Below are 14,972 nucleotides of genomic sequence, written 5' to 3'. Positions count from 1 at the left end.
CCGTGGTGCGGCGGCCGGGCCCGGGGTTCAGATTTTCTCGTCGGTCATCGTGAGGCGTGATCCGAGGAGTGTCTGCAGGGTGCGGCGGGCCGTCTCGGGGTCGCTGCAGGGTTGGACGCCCTTGATCCGTACGACGCCTTCCCGCGTGTCGCCGTCGTCGTCGGTCCATGCGACGAGGAGGCGGGCGACCCAGGTGTCCTTCTTGATCCACATCGTCGCCTGCAGGACGGTGTCGGCCTCCAGCAGCCAGCTGCCGTCACGCTGGAGGAGTTCGCCCGGTGAGCTTTCCAGCAGGCGCTGGACGCGTTCGCGGATGGGGAGGTCGGACTGCATGCCGCGCATCGCCTGGGCCATGGTGAGCTTCACGAAGAGGACGCCGACGTCGAGGACGAGGGCGTCGTAGTTGTCGCCGTCGCCGTCCTGGACGCCGTGGAGGACGCCGTGGAGGTCGATGCCGGCGCGTTCGGGTGCGGGCGGGCGGTGGTCGTTGTCGGCGCCCCAGGCGGCGAGGGCCGTGCGGAGCGCGGCGGGATGGTCGGGGCCGAGGTCGGCGGGGACGGCGTCGTCGAGGTCGATCTCGGTGCCGGCGGGTCCGAGGAGGCGGACGGGGGCGCCGGTCCAGGAGCGGCGGACGGTGACCCCGTCGGCGCGCTGGACGGCGGAGGAGACCAGGGCGCGCAGGTGGGCGGCGAGGATCCCGGTCCGTGCCTGTGCCGATCGGTCGGGGCGGCCGCCGTTCAGTTCGGCGGCGAGGGCGGGGCCGTGGCCGGTCTCGATGGCGGTGAGGACGGTGCCGAGCGTGGCGGGGGCGGTGCCGGTGACGCGCTCGGCGGCGGTGAGCAGGCGCAGGGCGTCCTCGGCGGCGCTCAGGGCGAAGCCGCGGGCGGCGAGTTCGTCCCAGTCGAGGACGGTGGCGTCGGCGCCGAACATCGCGGTGCGGAAGCCGTCGCGGACGGCGTCGGCGTCGCCGAGCAGGGCGGTGGCGGGGCGGGTGTCGGGGGTGAGGCCGGCGGGTTCGGCGCAGCGTTCGATGGCGGCGAGGCGGTCGGTGAGGACGGGGTGGGAGTCGTAGGGGTCGGCGCTCTCCGGTTCGGCGAGGATCTTGCGGAGTTCGTCCTGGCGGGCGGGTTCGGCGAGCAGCGCCCGGAATCCGCCGAACAGGTCGGCGGGGGCGAGGCCGTAGCGGGTGCCGGGGGCGGCGTGCCGGTCGAGGAAGAACGCCCAGGCGGCGGCGGTGGTGCGGACGGTGCGGAGTGCGGAGGCGGCGGCGTCGCGGCCGGACACCTCGACCATGAACCGGTCGGCCTCGATCTCCTGGGCGCGCCGCACGGCCAGCGACACCCGGAAGTAGATCTTGGCGTAGCCCTCGAAGATTTTGCGGAGTGCGGTGGCGAAGGTGTCGTCGGACCGGAGGGCGGCGGAGGTGTGGCGCAGCGCGACGGCGCCGCGGTAGGTGATGCCGCCGAGGCGGGTGTGGCGGCCGCTGAAGTGGCCCAGTTCGTGCCCGAGGACGGCGCGGAGCTCGGCGACGGTGAGCGTCTCCAGGAGCGGCATACCGATGATCATGTGGCGTGGTCCGGCGGCGAGGCCGAGCCGGCGGGTGCGTTCGGCGACCGCGGCGTTGACGTCGGGGACGAGCCGGACGTCGTCCGGGGGGCGGGTGCCGACCCGGGCGGCGAGGGCGTCGATCTCGTTCCACAGGGCCGGTTCGTCGGTGCGGGACACCGGTAGCCCGCCGGGCGGTCCGGCGCGGTGCCGTGCCGTCCGGACGAGGGCGCCGAGGAGCGCGCCCGCCAGGACGAACGTCACGATGGTGAGGTTCACGGTGCCGAGGGACGGGTTGCGGACGGCCAGTACGGCGGCGACCGCGGCCAGGGCGAGCACGGCGAGGGCGAGCACGTAGTACCCGGCCAGCAGGGCGACGGCGAGGGCCGCCCGGAGCGTTGTCTTCACTTGTGGTCTCATCGGTGCGGGTTCCCGAGGGAACGTTCGTCGGGGTGGCGTGGACGTTAGCGGTCCACCCGGACGTTTCGGTCTCGGGCCGGTGACGACGTGATCTCTGCTCGACGGCCGGGCGACGCGGCCGGGAGGCGAGGCCGGGAGGTGGGGCGGAGCCGCGCGGGGCCCGAGGCGGTTCGGGGCCCGCGCGGCGTTCGTCCGGGATCAGCCGACGCAGTCGCCCCAGGAGGCGGACTCGTCGAGCCGGTCGAAGGGCTGGGTGAGGCTGTACCAGCTTCCGGAGTCGTCGCGGAAGACGGCCTCGACGCCGTAGGGGCGCCGTTCGGGCTTCTGGACGAACTCGACGCCCGCGGCGGCGAGGCGTTCGTATTCGGCCTGGCAGTCGTCGGTGTGGAAGGCGCCGGCGCCGAGGACGCCCTTGGCGATGAGCTTCTTCATCTGCTCGCCGGATTCGGCGTCCATGGTGGGCGGGCCGGGGACCATGAGGGTGAGGCCGAGGTCGGGCTGGTCCTTCGCGCCGACGGTGATCCAGCGCATGCCGCCCTCGCCGAGGGTGATGTCGTCGCGGACCTCGAGGCCGAGCTTGCCGGTGAAGAAGCTCTTGGCGGCGTCCTGGTCGAGGCACCAGACGGTGGCGAGACCGAGTTTGGTGATCATGGTGGTTCCCTTCCGAGCAGGGTCGATGCCTGGACTCTAGGGAGGGGGGTGCCCGGCGGCCTTCTCGAAAATTGCTCAGCGTCCGGCGAATCCTCCGGCCCACAGCAGCACGAAGCAGCCGGGGACGGCGGACGTCGCGGGGCCGCGGGAGGCGCGGCGGTACTCGGTGGGCGTCATGCCGGCCTGCTCCTTGAACCGGGTGCAGAAGGTGCCGAGGGAGGTGAAGCCGACGAGCATGCAGATCTCGGTGACGGTGAGGTTGGCGGTGCGCAGGAGATCCTGGGCGCGTTCGATGCGGCGGCGGGCGAGGTACCGGCCGGGCGTCTCGCCGTAGACGTCGCCGAACAGCCGGACGAAGTGGTGGCGGGAGTATCCGGCGCGGGCGGCGACGGCGGCGACGTCGATGGGGTCGGCCCAGTCGCGGTCCATGACGTCCTTGGCGAGCCGGAGGCGGCGCAGGGCGGTCAGGTCCGGGCCGGACGTCGCGGTGGTCATGCCGCCCATGCTGGCACGCCCGTCGGACACGGGAGGCCCCGGAGCGGGTGCTCCGGGGCCTCTTCGGGTCCGTCGGCCGGTCCGCCGGGCGTCCCGTCAGGCGATGGGACGGGCGGTGGGCGGGATCGGGTACGGCAGCGGCGACGTGCGGCCGGTGAGGTGCGCGTCGACGCCGTGCGCGGCGGCGCGGCCCTCGGCGATCGCCCAGACGATCAGCGACTGGCCGCGGCCCATGTCGCCGGCGACGTAGACGCCGTCCACGGACGTCTTGTAGTCCTTGTCGCGGACGACGTTGCCGCGCTGGTCCAGGTCGACGCCGAGCTGCTCGAGGAGGCCCTCGCGCTGCGGGCCGAGGAAGCCCATGGCGAGGGTGACGAGCTGCGCGGGGATCTCGCGTTCGGTGCCCTCGATCGGCTGGAAGCCGGTCTCGGGACCGCCCACCTCGACGATCTGGAGGGCGCGGACGTTGCCGTCCTCGTCCCCCAGGAACGCGGTGGTGGAGACGGCGTAGAGCCGGTCGCCGCCCTGGTCGGCGAGCTCCTCGTGGGCGCTCTCCATCTTGAACAGCATCGGGTAGGTCGGCCACGGCTGGGCGTCCGGGCGGGACTCCGGGGGCCGCGGCATGATCTCGAGCTGGGTGACGGACGCGGCGCCCTGCCGGATCGCGGTGCCGATGCAGTCGGCGCCGGTGTCGCCGCCGCCGATGACGACGACGTGCTTGCCCGCGGCGTCGATCGGCGACTCGGGGAAGTCGCCCTCCTGCACCTTGTTGGCGGGCGGCAGGTACTCCATGGCCTGGACGACGCCGCCGAGTTCGCGTCCGGGGACGGGCAGGTCGCGCCAGGCGGTGGCGCCGCCGGCGAGGACGACGGCGTCGTGGCCGGCGCGCAGCTCGTCGGCGGTGACGTCGACGCCGATGTTCACGGAGGTGCGGAACTCGGTGCCTTCGGCGCGCATCTGGGCGATGCGGCGGTCGACGTGCCGCTTCTCCATCTTGAACTCGGGGATGCCGTAGCGGAGCAGGCCGCCGATCCGGTCGGCGCGCTCGTAGACGGTGACGTCGTGCCCGGCGCGGGTGAGCTGCTGGGCGGCGGCGAGGCCGGCGGGGCCGGAGCCGACGACCGCGACCTTCTTGCCGGTCTTGACGGCGGGCGGCTGCGGCCGGACCCAGCCCTCGGCGAAGGCGCGGTCGATGATCTCGACCTCGACCCGCTTGATGGTGACCGGGTCCTGGTTGATGCCGAGGACGCAGGCGCTCTCGCACGGGGCGGGGCAGAGCCTCCCGGTGAACTCCGGGAAGTTGTTGGTGGCGTGGAGCCGCTCGATCGCCTCGTGCCAGTCCTTGCGGTAGACGAGGTCGTTCCACTCGGGGATGAGGTTGCCGAGCGGGCAGCCCTGATGGCAGAACGGGATGCCGCAGTCCATGCAGCGGCTCGCCTGCTTCTCGAGCTTGTCGTTGCCGAAGTTCTCGTAGACCTCCGACCAGCTCTTGATGCGGACGTCGACCGGGCGGCGCTTCGGGAGCTCCCGCGAAACGGTCAGGAAACCCTTCGGGTCGGCCATGTGGGAATCCCCCTCTCTCAGGCCTGGGCGGCGGCCATGACGGCCTCGTCGACGTCCCGGCCCTGCGCCTCGGCCTCGGCCATGGCGGTCAGGACGCGCCGGTAGTCGCGCGGCATGATCTTGGTGAAGCGGGTCGCGACGGCGTCCCAGTCGTCCAGCAGGCGCCGGGCGAGCGCGGAGCCGGTCTCGGCGAGGTGCCGCTCGACGAGCCCGCGGACGAACGCGACGTCGTCGGCGTCCAGGGGTTCGAGGTCGACCATCTCGCCGTTGACCCGCTCGGGTACCAGGTCGAGCACGTAGGCGACGCCGCCGGACATGCCGGCCGCGAGGTTGCGCCCGGTGCCGCCGAGGATGACGGCGCGGCCGCCGGTCATGTACTCGCAGGCGTGGTCGCCGACGCCCTCGACGACGGCGGTGGCGCCGGAGTTGCGGACGCAGAACCGTTCGCCGACGACGCCGGCGGCGAACAGTTCGCCGGACGTCGCGCCGTACAGGATGACGTTGCCGCCGATGATCTGCTCCTCGGCGGTGAACGCCGCGTCGTCCGGGGCGCGCAGCGTGAGCCGTCCGCCGGACAGGCCCTTGCCGACGTAGTCGTTGGCGTCGCCGACGAGCCGGAGGGTGACGCCGCGCGGCACGAACGCTCCGAACGAGTTGCCCGCCGAGCCGGTGAAGGTGACGTCGATGGTGTCGTCGGGCAGCCCGTCGCCGCCCCACTTGCGGGTGAGCTCGTGGCCGAGCATGGTCCCGACGGTGCGGTTGACGTTGCGGATCGGCAGGTCGAGGGTGACCTTGTCGCCGTAGGCGAGGGCGCCCTCGGCGAGCTGGATCAGCGTGTTGTCGAGGGCCTTCTCGAGCCCGTGGTCCTGCTCGCCGACGCACCGCAGCGCGTCCCCGTAGGGCGTCTCGGGCGCGTGCAGGATCGGCGCCAGGTCCAGGCCGGACGCCTTCCAGTGCTCGACGGCGTCGCGGGTGTCGAGCATCTCGACGTGCCCGATCGCCTCGTCCAGCGAGCGGAATCCGAGCGCGGCGAGGTACTCGCGGACCTCCTCGGCGACGAACTCGAAGAAGTTGACGACGAACTCGGGCTTGCCGGAGAACCGCTGCCGCAGCACCGGGTTCTGGGTGGCGACGCCGACGGGGCAGGTGTCGAGGTGGCAGACCCGCATCATGATGCAGCCGGACACCACCAGCGGCGCGGTCGCGAAGCCGTACTCCTCGGCGCCGAGGAGGGCGGCGACGACGACGTCGCGGCCGGTCTTCATCTGCCCGTCGGTCTGCACTACGATGCGGTCGCGCAGCCCGTTGAGCAGCAGCGTCTGCTGCGTCTCGGCGAGGCCGAGCTCCCAAGGCGTCCCGGCGTGCTTGAGGGACGTCAGCGGCGACGCGCCGGTGCCGCCGTCGTGCCCGGAGATCAGGACGACGTCGGCGTGCGCCTTCGACACCCCGGCCGCGACCGTGCCGACGCCCATCTCCGCGACGAGCTTGACGTGCACCCGCGCGGACGGGTTGGCGTTCTTGAGGTCGTGGATGAGCTGGGCGAGGTCCTCGATCGAGTAGATGTCGTGGTGCGGCGGCGGCGAGATGAGGCCGACGCCGGGCGTGGAGTGCCGAGTCTTGGCGATCCACGGGTACACCTTGTGGCCGGGCAGCTGCCCGCCCTCGCCGGGCTTGGCGCCCTGCGCCATCTTGATCTGGATGTCGTCGGCGTTGGTGAGGTACTCGGAGGTGACGCCGAACCGGCCGGACGCGACCTGCTTGATGGCGCTGCGCCGCAGGTCGCCGTTCTCGTCCGGGGTGAACCGCGCCGGGTCCTCGCCGCCCTCGCCGGTGTTGGACTTGCCGCCGAGGCGGTTCATCGCGATCGCGAGGGTCTCGTGGGCCTCGGCGGAGATGGACCCGTAGGACATCGCGCCGGTGGAGAACCGCTTGACGATCTCCGAGACGGGCTCGACCTCCTCGATCGGCACCGGCGGGCGCGCGCCCTCCTTGAGCTGGAACAGGCCCCGCAGCGTCATCAGCTTCTCGGCCTGCGAGTCGACCTTGGAGGTGTACTCCTTGAAGATCTCGTAGCGGCGGGTGCGGGTGGCGTGCTGCAGCTTGAACACGGTGTCCGGGCTGAACAGGTGCGGCTCGCCCTCGCGGCGCCACTGGTACTCGCCGCCGACCTCGAGGGTGCGGTGCGCGAGCTCGTTGCCGCCGGCCGGGTAGGCGCGGCGGTGCCGCTCGGCGACCTCGCGGGCGAGGACGTCGAAGCCGACGCCGCCGAGCCGGGAGACCGTGCCGGTGAAGCAGCGGTCGACGACCTCGGCGCCGAGCCCGATCGCCTCGAAGATCTGCGCGCCGGTGTAGGACGCGACCGTGGACACGCCCATCTTCGACATGACCTTCAGGACGCCCTTGCCGTACGCCTTGACGAGGTTGCGGACGGCCTGGTTCTCGGTGAGCCGGGCCTCGTCGAGCCCGTCGCTCGCGATGACGCCGCCGCGGACGAGGTCCTCGACGGTCTCGATGGCGAGGTAGGGGTTGATCGCGGACGCGCCGTACCCGATGAGCAGCGCCATGTGGTGGCACTCGCGGGCCTCGCCGGTCTCGATGACCAGGCCGACCCGCGTCCGGGTCTTCTCCCGGATCAGGTGGTGGTGGACCGAGCCGGTGAGCAGCAGCGCCGGGATCGCGGCGCGGGCGGAGTCGGCGCCGCGGTCGGACAGCACGATGATCCGCGCGCCGGCGCCGATGGCGCGGCTGACCTCGCCGTTGATCTCCTCCAGGCGGGCCTGCAGGGCCTCTCCCCCGCCGGCGACGTCGTAGAGGCCGTGGACGACGTGGGCCTGCAGGTGCGGCAGGGACCCCTCGTCGTCGATGTGGATGATCTTGGAGAGTTCGTCGTTGTCCAGGATCGGGGTGGGCAGCACGAGCCGGCGGCACGAGTCCGGGCCGGGCTCCAGCAGGTTGCCCTCGGGGCCGAGCGTGGACTGCAGCGAGGTGACGAGCTCCTCGCGGATGGCGTCCAGCGGCGGGTTGGTGACCTGTGCGAACTGCTGCTTGAAGTAGTCGAACAGCAGGCGCGGCCGCTCCGACAGCACCGCGATCGGGGTGTCGGTGCCCATCGAGCCGATCGGCTCCGCGCCCGTCTTCGCCATCGGGCTGAGGATGATCCGCTGCTCTTCGAGGGTGTACCCGAAGGTCTGCTGCCGCTTGACGAGCGTGTCGTGCGTCGGGATCTCCCGCTCCCGGCGCGGCAGTTCCTCGAACCGGACGAGGCCCTCGTGCAGCCACTGCGCGTAGGGGTGCTCGGCGGCGAGCTCGGCCTTGACCTCGTCGTCCTCGACGATCCGCCCGGCGGCGGTGTCCACGAGGAAGATCTTCCCGGGCTGCAGGCGGCCCTTGCGGACGACCTTGCTCGCGGGGATGTCGAGGACGCCGGCCTCGCTGGCGAGGACGACGAGGCCGTCGTCGGTCACCCAGTACCGGCCGGGGCGGAGCCCGTTGCGGTCCAGGACGGCGCCGACGACGGTGCCGTCGGTGAAGCTCACGCTCGCGGGGCCGTCCCAGGCCTCCATGAGGGTGGAGTGGAACTCGTAGAAGGCCCGGCGGTCCGGGTCCATCTCGGTGTGGTTCTCCCACGCCTCGGGGATCATCATCAGGACGGCGTGCGGCAGCGACCGGCCGCCGAGGTGCAGCAGCTCCAGGCACTCGTCGAACGACGCGGTGTCGGACGCCTCGATGTCGATCACCGGGTAGATGCGGGACAGGTCGCCGGGGATCAGGTCGGACTTCAGCAGCGCCTCGCGGGCCCGCATCCAGTTCCGGTTCCCCTTGACCGTGTTGATCTCGCCGTTGTGCGCGATGAACCGGAACGGGTGCGCCAGCTCCCACGCCGGGAACGTGTTGGTGGAGAACCGCGAGTGCACGAGCGCGATCGCGCTGGTGAACCGGCGGTCCGACAGGTCGGGGAAGAACGGCTCCAGCTGCGGGGTCGTCAGCATCCCCTTGTAGACGATCGTCCGGCTGGACAGGCTCGGGAAGTAGACCCGGACGTCCTGCTCGGCGCGCTCGCGCATGCAGAACACCACGCGGTCCAGCTCGACGCCCGTCTTGCCGGCGTGCGGACCGCCGTCGGCGGCCCGCAGGAACAGCTGCGCGAAGTGCGGCATGGCGCGGCGCGCGGCGGGCCCGGCGAACGCGGGATCGGTCGGCAGCTCGCGCCAGCCGAGGACGGTCAGCCCCTCCTCGACGCACAGCGTCTCCACGTGCGCGATCGCGGCGGCGCGCTCGTCGGCGTCGACCGGCAGGAACGCGATGCCGGCCGCGTACGCGCCCGCCTCGGGCAGCGCGAAGCCGCACACCTCCCGGAAGAACGCGTCCGGGATCTGCAGCATGATGCCGACCCCGTCGCCGTCGTCCGGTTCGGCGCCCACGGCACCGCGGTGGTCGAGGTTCTTCAGGACGGTCAGGGCGTTCTGAACGATGTCGTGGCTTCCACGGCCGTGCAGATCCGCCACCATTCCGACACCGCAGGCGTCGTGCTCGTTGGCCGGGTCGTAGAGACCCTGGTGGCGGGGGCGGCCCGGTGTGAGGGCAGCAGCAGCCATCAACCCTCCCGTCGTCGTCGTGTCACTGCTTCTGAGGTCAGTGCAAGCCGGGACGACGTTGGCCCTGCTGCGGTGAGATGACATTACATCACTGCCGGGATCATGCCCGACTGTGGCGGATCGCGAAACTTCTCAGCGCGGATCGGCACGCGACATCTCACTGGTTTAGACCAGATTACCGGCTCCCACCGGGCACGACGTTCCGCGCGACCGGGTGAGGATCATCACCGGAACACGACGTTTGAACCGCAATCGCGCGGGTTCAAACGACCGCCCCGACCGGTTTCATTCCGGCCGGCGCCGATTCCGCGGCCGGACGGCGGTCCGGGCCGCCCGCGCCGCCGTCAGCCGGACGCGCCCGCGGTCAGCCGGACGCGCCGGCCGCGCGGGCCAGGACGGCCGGGGCCTTCCCGCCCTCGATCAGCATCGACAGCAGCGCCTCGTCCGCCGCGTCGCCCTTGCCGTCCAGCCGCGCCGCCCACGACACCACCGCGAAGTGGCCCTGCGCGAGCCCGCGCGCCATGCCGAAACCCGCGCCGAACTCCGCCGCGGGCCCCTCGACCGGAAGCGGCCGGACGAACCCGCCGCCGCGCACCTCGCCGAGCGTCGCGACGAACCGGTCGGCGTCCGCCGCCGACGCCAGGTTGAACACCGCGACCGCCATGCCGTAACCGCCGTCGGTGTCGGCGTACAGGCCGCGGACGGCCTGGGTGCAGCCGCCCCGGCGCAGATCGGCGGCCACGCTCGCGCCCCACACCGCGGCGGCGCAGTCGCCGTCGAGCTTCTTCTCCGCCAGTTCCAGCTCGATCTCGCTCCCGGGGACGGTCAGGGACCGCGCGTCCTTCGGGAACGCCTCGTCCAGCGTCAGCGGCTTCGCGTCCGCCTGCCGGGCGGCGATCCCCGCGTACGCGTCCGACGACGGCGAACTCGAGTACGACGTCGGCGACAGGCCCGTCTCCGCCGCGTTGCCCACCGGCGGCAGCGCCGCGCCGCGCGCGTCGTCGCCGTCGGCCCCGCTCGCGACGGCCAGCGCGCCGAACCCGAGCAGGACCACGGCCGCCAGCGCTCCGGCGGCGGCGAAGTACGCCTTCGGCCCGAGCGCGGCGAGCCCCTGTGCCACCGACTGCCCGGCGCGCGACGCGAGCCCGCCCGGTCCGGGCTTGGGAACGGGTCCGCCCGCAGGGCGCCCCTTCCCGCCCTTGCGCGCATTCGGGCCCTGGGCGCTCTTGGGCGCCTTCACGCCCTTGCCGTTCTTCGCGTTCCTGGCGTTCTTGGCGGCGCCCTTGCCCCTGCTCTTGCCCTGGCCGGTCTTGCCCGCCCCGGTTCCGGGACGTCCGCCGGCGGGGCGCCCGCCTCGACGCGGCGCGGCGGCGGGCGGCTCCTGCGCGTACGGGGCCTCCTGGTAGCCGCCGGGGTCCGGGTATCCCGCGTCGTGCCCGTGGCCGGCGTAACCCTGATCGACGTACCCGGGATCCGCGTACCCCTGATCGGCATAGCCCTGATCGGCGTAGCCGGGGTCGGCGTACCCCTGATCGCCGTAGCCGGGCTCCGGGTACGGGACCGGGCGCGGGGCGGGGCCGGGACGGCCGCCGCGGGCCGGGCCGTTCGGCGGGCGGGGCCGCCGCGGCGCCGCGCCCGTCCGTCCGGACGTGCGGCGCGGCGGGGGCTGGCGCCGGGCGGGTCGGCTCATCGGGGCGCGGCGGGGGCCGCCGGGGCGGCGGCCGGGCTCATCGGACTCCACGACCGCGCAGACTACTCGCCGAGCGCCGGTGACACGCGCGTCCCGGCCCGCATCGGCGTCCGGCGCGCCCGCACGGCCCGCGTCACCGGGCGGCCTCGTCGGCCAGGCCGAGCCGCGCCCACAGGAAGTCGGCGGGCTTCTCGACGGCCAGGCTCACGTCGATCATCTCGTTGAGCGACGCGGGCTGCCCGCCGCCGGCCCGCTGCACCCAGGTGATCACGGCGTAGTGGCCGTAGTTGCGGGCGTAGGCGGCGCTGAACCCCTTCCCGAAGGCGGGGGCGCCCTCGGGGTTCAGCGGGACGATCCAGCCGGCGTTCGTCGCCGGGTCGAGCGTCCGCATGATCTGGTCGGCGCCGGCCTTGTCCTTCATGTTGACCACGATGAACTGGCCGAGCAGCTTCTTGTCGGCGCTGACGTAGGCGGCGCGGCCGATCTGCGTGCAGCCGTGCGCGGCCAGGTCCTGCTGGAGGCGGTCGCCCCAGGCGGCGCTCTTGCAGTCGGTGAGCTCGGCGCCGGCCTGCGTGAACGTGTACGGGCCGCTCGCGACGCTCTTGGCCGACCCGCCGAACGCCTCGGCCTCGGTGATCGCCCGCTGGTCCGCCTCCCGCGAGGCGATCTTGGTGAACCCGGGCCCGTTGTAGTCCGGGGTGTAGGCCGTCGGCACGACCTTCGCGACCGGCGGCGCCTTCTCCTCACCGCCGCCCGTCAGCAGGACGACCGCCACGACCGCGACGGCCACCACGACGAGCGCGGCGGCCGCGCCGAACAGCAGCTTGGGAGCGGGACGCTTCGAACCGGACTTGCCGCCGCCTTCCGGCCGGAAGTCCCGCCCGCCCTTGGGCGCCGTCCCGGGGGAACCAGTGTCACGTGCCTCGATCACGCCCGGGAGCTTAGCGGTCGGACCGCACCTCGCGGGCCGGAAAGGAGGTTTTGTCCGCCGGGATGGCCCAAGGTCACGTTTCGGAGGCCGCGCCGCCTTCGCGCGTCCCGGCTACACGCCGTTGGTTCCGATGAGCGCGCCCACCCCGTAGGTGATCGCCGCGGCCGCCGCGCCGAACGCGAGCTGCCGCAGCCCGCCGAACCACCAGGCGCGCGTCGTCACCCGCGACACCAGCGCCCCGGCGCCGAACAGGCCCAGCGCGGCGACCACCGCGGCCGGCCACAGCGACGTCGCGCCCAGCAGGTACGGCAGGACGGGCAGCAGCGCCCCCACCGCGAACGACAGGAACGACGAGCCGGCCGCCAGCAGCGGGGACGGCAGCTCGCCCGGCGCCACGCCGATCTCCTCCTTGGCGTGCACCTCGAGGGCCTCGTCGGGGTCGCGCGACAGCTGCCGCGCGACCTCGGCGGCCGTCTCGGGGTCCACCCCGCGCGCCTCGAAGACCTGCGCCAGTTCCCGCTGCTCGGAGATCGGGTGCCGGGCCAGCTCGAGCCGCTCGATCTCGATCTCGGCCTCGGCCAGCTCCGACTGGGACGCCACGGAGATGTACTCCCCGGCCGCCATCGAGAACGCCCCGGCGGCGAGCCCCGCCAGGCCCGCGAGCAGCACCACCTTCTGGCTCCCGGACCCGCCCGCGATGCCCGCGATCAGCGCGAAGTTGGAGACCAGGCCGTCCATGGCGCCGAACACGGCGGGCCGCAGCCAGCCGCCGGTGACGTCGCGGTGCTCGTGATGGTTCTCCGCCGTCACCGGTCAGGTCACCCCTACTTGCCGTCCTTGACGGACCGGGCGTCCTCGGGCTCGCCGTCCGCGGCCGCCCCGTCCTCGACGTCCTCGGCCTTCCCGCTGTCGGGCTTCCCATCCTCCGGGTCGTCCGTCTCCGGGTCGTCCGCGTCGGTGACCGCGTCGGCCGGACGGTCGTCCTCGGGCGCCTCGTCCTTCGGGTCGTCCGCCGGCGTGTCCTTCGGGGCGTCGTCCGCCGGCTCGTCCTTCGCCGCCTCGGCCTCGGGGGCGTCGTCCCCGGGCCCGGCCGGCTTCTCCGGCTTCGCGGCGACGCCGTCCTCGCCCGCGGCCGTCGCTGACGCGCCGTCGGCCCGCTTCTCCGGGGCGCCGCCCGGGGCGTCCCCGGCGGGCGCGGCGCCGACGTTCTCCGTGCCGGTGCGGTTGCGGGCGAAGTACAGGTAGGCGACGGCCGCGAGGAACACGACGATCGACGTCCAGTTGTTCAGCCGCATGCCGAGGATCTCGTGGGCGTCGTCGATGCGCAGCGACTCGATCCAGAACCGGCCCACCGTGTACCCGGCGACGTACAGCGCGAACGCGCGGCCGTGGGTGAGCTTGAAGCGGCGGCCCGCCCAGATGACCAGCACGGCGACGCCCAGGCACCACAGCGACTCGTAGAGGAACGTCGGGTGGTAGGTGGCGATGTCGGCGTACTCGGGGTCGAGGGTGAGGCCGTCCGCCAGCCGGGGCCGGTTGTCCTGGTCGATCTCCAGCGCCCAGAAGGCGTCCAGGGGCCGCCCGTACAGCTCCTGGTTCCAGTAGTTGCCCCAGCGGCCGATCGCCTGCGCGAGCGCGATGCCGGGCGCGACGGCGTCCGCCATCGCGAGCGGGGACACGCCGCGCGTCCGGCAGCCGATGGCGGCGCCGACCGCGCCGAGCGCGACCGCGCCCCAGATGCCGAGCCCGCCCTCCCAGATCTCCAGCGCCCGCATCGGGTCGCCGTCCGCGCCGAAGTACCGCTGGTAGTCGGTCAGCACGTGGTAGAGCCGACCGCCCACCAGGCCGAACGGCACGGCCCACACCGCCACGTCGATGACCGTGCCGGGCTGGCCGCCCTTGGCGGCCCAGCGCCGCTCGCCCAGCCATACGGCGACGACGATGCCGATGATGATCATGATGGCGTAGGCGCGGATCGGGACGGGCCCGAGGTGCCAGACGCCCTGCGAGGGACTCGGGATGTAGGCGAGCGGCTGCATGAGCGTTGACGTTACCGCCTCCGGCGCGCTCACGTGCCCCGCTATGCCCGCATCGCCGCGTTGCCGGTTCCGGCGGCGCCGCGTCCCGTTCCGGAGGCGTTGCCGGACATGTCGCCGGACGCGCTGCCGGTCGGTGTCGGGGTGCGGCCCTGCGCGTCGGCGACGGCGTCGCGCAGCCCCTCCGGAGTGAGCGCCTCACCGGTGAGCTTGCGGCCGTTCAGCGCCAGGTACGGGGTGGAGTCGACGCCGGCGCGCCCGGCGGCCGCGGTGGCGTTCTCGACCTCCTCGATCTTCTGCATCCGCCGGACGCAGGTCTCGAACGGCTGCCCGGTGATGCCGACCTCGGACGCCCAGGTGACGAGCTGGTCGTGCGTGAAACCCTCGTCGCCCTCCGGCGGCTGGTGGGTGAACAACTTGTCGTGGTAGGCCACCCACTTGTCCGCGGGCGCGCACGCGGCGGCGTTCGCGGCGCGGCGCGAGTTCGACATCAGCGGGTCCTGCTGGAAGAGCTGGAACGGCCGGTAGACGACCTTCACCCGGCCCTCGGCGGCCAGTTCCTTGACCGTCGCGCCGAGGCTGTCCTCCATGGCGCGGCAGGCGGGGCACTGGAAGTCCTCGTAGATCTCCAGGACGGGCGCGGCCACGCCCTGCTTCGCCATCGCGATCGACCCGTCCTGCTGCCGCGTGGCGGGCGCGAGCGGGCCGTCGTACTCGGCGACGGGGTCGGGCCCGTCCTGGCGGCCGGTCACCATCACGACGACGGCGACCACGACGGCCGCCGCCGCGACGGCGCCGAGCAGCACCAGGAGCGCCCGCCTGCGCTTCGTGCGGGCGGCGTCCCGTGCACGTTCGTCCGCGAGCCGGCGGCGTGCGGAACGTTCGTTGTCGGCCATGCTTCGATCCCCCGATCGGCCTGACTGTCGCAGCAGGTCGAGCGTACCGACGGGAGACCTTCCCCACACGCTGCGACGCGCGCCGCACGCTCCGTGTTCGCGGAGCGTGCGGCGCGCCGCGGCAGATACGGCGGGCCCGGCGGGCAGGCA

10 protein-coding genes are annotated in these 14,972 nt (G+C 73.3%); all 10 read right to left on the bottom strand.

Annotated elements, in window-relative coordinates; all coding sequences use genetic code 11:
* Positions 1 to 27: 27 nt before the first annotated feature.
* The 10 genes from AB0L25_RS38650 to AB0L25_RS38605 all read right to left on the bottom strand — a co-directional run bounded on the left by AB0L25_RS38650 (position 28) and on the right by AB0L25_RS38605 (position 14,822).
* Positions 28 to 1,953: a M48 family metallopeptidase gene (locus tag AB0L25_RS38650; RefSeq protein WP_500178321.1), complete on the bottom strand. Its 1,926-nt coding sequence runs from the start codon at positions 1,951 to 1,953 to the stop codon at positions 28 to 30.
* A 210-nt stretch (positions 1,954 to 2,163) separates the two neighbouring features.
* Positions 2,164 to 2,616, bottom strand: a complete 453-nt coding sequence (locus tag AB0L25_RS38645) for a VOC family protein (protein WP_500178320.1) — start codon at positions 2,614 to 2,616, stop codon at positions 2,164 to 2,166.
* A gap of 75 nt (positions 2,617 to 2,691) precedes the next feature.
* Entirely contained in the window at positions 2,692 to 3,111 is a 420-nt protein-coding gene (locus AB0L25_RS38640; protein WP_500178318.1) for a helix-turn-helix transcriptional regulator, read from the bottom strand.
* Between the two features lie 96 nt (positions 3,112 to 3,207).
* Positions 3,208 to 4,674, bottom strand: a complete 1,467-nt coding sequence (locus AB0L25_RS38635) for a glutamate synthase subunit beta (RefSeq protein ID WP_500178317.1) — start codon at positions 4,672 to 4,674, stop codon at positions 3,208 to 3,210.
* A 17-nt stretch (positions 4,675 to 4,691) separates the two neighbouring features.
* Complete coding sequence (gltB, locus tag AB0L25_RS38630) at positions 4,692 to 9,269, bottom strand: glutamate synthase large subunit (protein ID WP_500178315.1); 4,578 nt, start codon at positions 9,267 to 9,269, stop codon at positions 4,692 to 4,694.
* A 364-nt stretch (positions 9,270 to 9,633) separates the two neighbouring features.
* A complete protein-coding gene (locus AB0L25_RS38625; RefSeq protein WP_500178314.1) occupies positions 9,634 to 11,010 on the bottom strand; it encodes a hypothetical protein in 1,377 nt (458 codons plus the stop codon).
* 82 nt (positions 11,011 to 11,092) lie between these two features.
* Entirely contained in the window at positions 11,093 to 11,890 is a 798-nt protein-coding gene (locus tag AB0L25_RS38620; protein WP_500178312.1) for a hypothetical protein, read from the bottom strand.
* Positions 11,891 to 12,001: 111 nt separating this feature from the next.
* Entirely contained in the window at positions 12,002 to 12,700 is a 699-nt protein-coding gene (locus AB0L25_RS38615) for a VIT1/CCC1 transporter family protein (RefSeq protein ID WP_500178311.1), read from the bottom strand.
* A gap of 14 nt (positions 12,701 to 12,714) precedes the next feature.
* A complete protein-coding gene (lgt, locus tag AB0L25_RS38610) occupies positions 12,715 to 13,929 on the bottom strand; it encodes a prolipoprotein diacylglyceryl transferase (protein ID WP_500178309.1) in 1,215 nt (404 codons plus the stop codon).
* Between the two features lie 41 nt (positions 13,930 to 13,970).
* On the bottom strand, positions 13,971 to 14,822 hold the full coding sequence (locus AB0L25_RS38605; protein WP_500178307.1) for a DsbA family protein: 852 nt from the start codon (positions 14,820 to 14,822) through the stop codon (positions 13,971 to 13,973).
* Positions 14,823 to 14,972: the final 150 nt, after the last annotated feature.

Origin of the sequence: Spirillospora sp. NPDC052242, assembly GCF_040679555.1 — a bacterium.
GTDB lineage: Bacteria > Actinomycetota > Actinomycetes > Streptosporangiales > Streptosporangiaceae > Spirillospora.
Note: the sequence above shows the minus strand (reverse complement) of the source record. Positions and strands in the feature narration are given on the sequence as shown.

What these genes read in the sequence shown, in the direction of transcription:
- AB0L25_RS38645 (WP_500178320.1), bottom strand. Translation starts at nt 2,616, where the DNA reads ATGATCACCAAACTCGGTCTCGCCACCGTCTGGTGCCTCGACCAGGAC.
- AB0L25_RS38640 (WP_500178318.1), bottom strand. Translation starts at nt 3,111, where the DNA reads ATGACCACCGCGACGTCCGGCCCGGACCTGACCGCCCTGCGCCGCCTC.
- AB0L25_RS38635 (WP_500178317.1), bottom strand. Translation starts at nt 4,674, where the DNA reads ATGGCCGACCCGAAGGGTTTCCTGACCGTTTCGCGGGAGCTCCCGAAG.
- gltB (WP_500178315.1), bottom strand. Translation starts at nt 9,269, where the DNA reads ATGGCTGCTGCTGCCCTCACACCGGGCCGCCCCCGCCACCAGGGTCTC.
- lgt (WP_500178309.1), bottom strand. Translation starts at nt 13,929, where the DNA reads ATGCAGCCGCTCGCCTACATCCCGAGTCCCTCGCAGGGCGTCTGGCAC.
- AB0L25_RS38605 (WP_500178307.1), bottom strand. Translation starts at nt 14,822, where the DNA reads ATGGCCGACAACGAACGTTCCGCACGCCGCCGGCTCGCGGACGAACGT.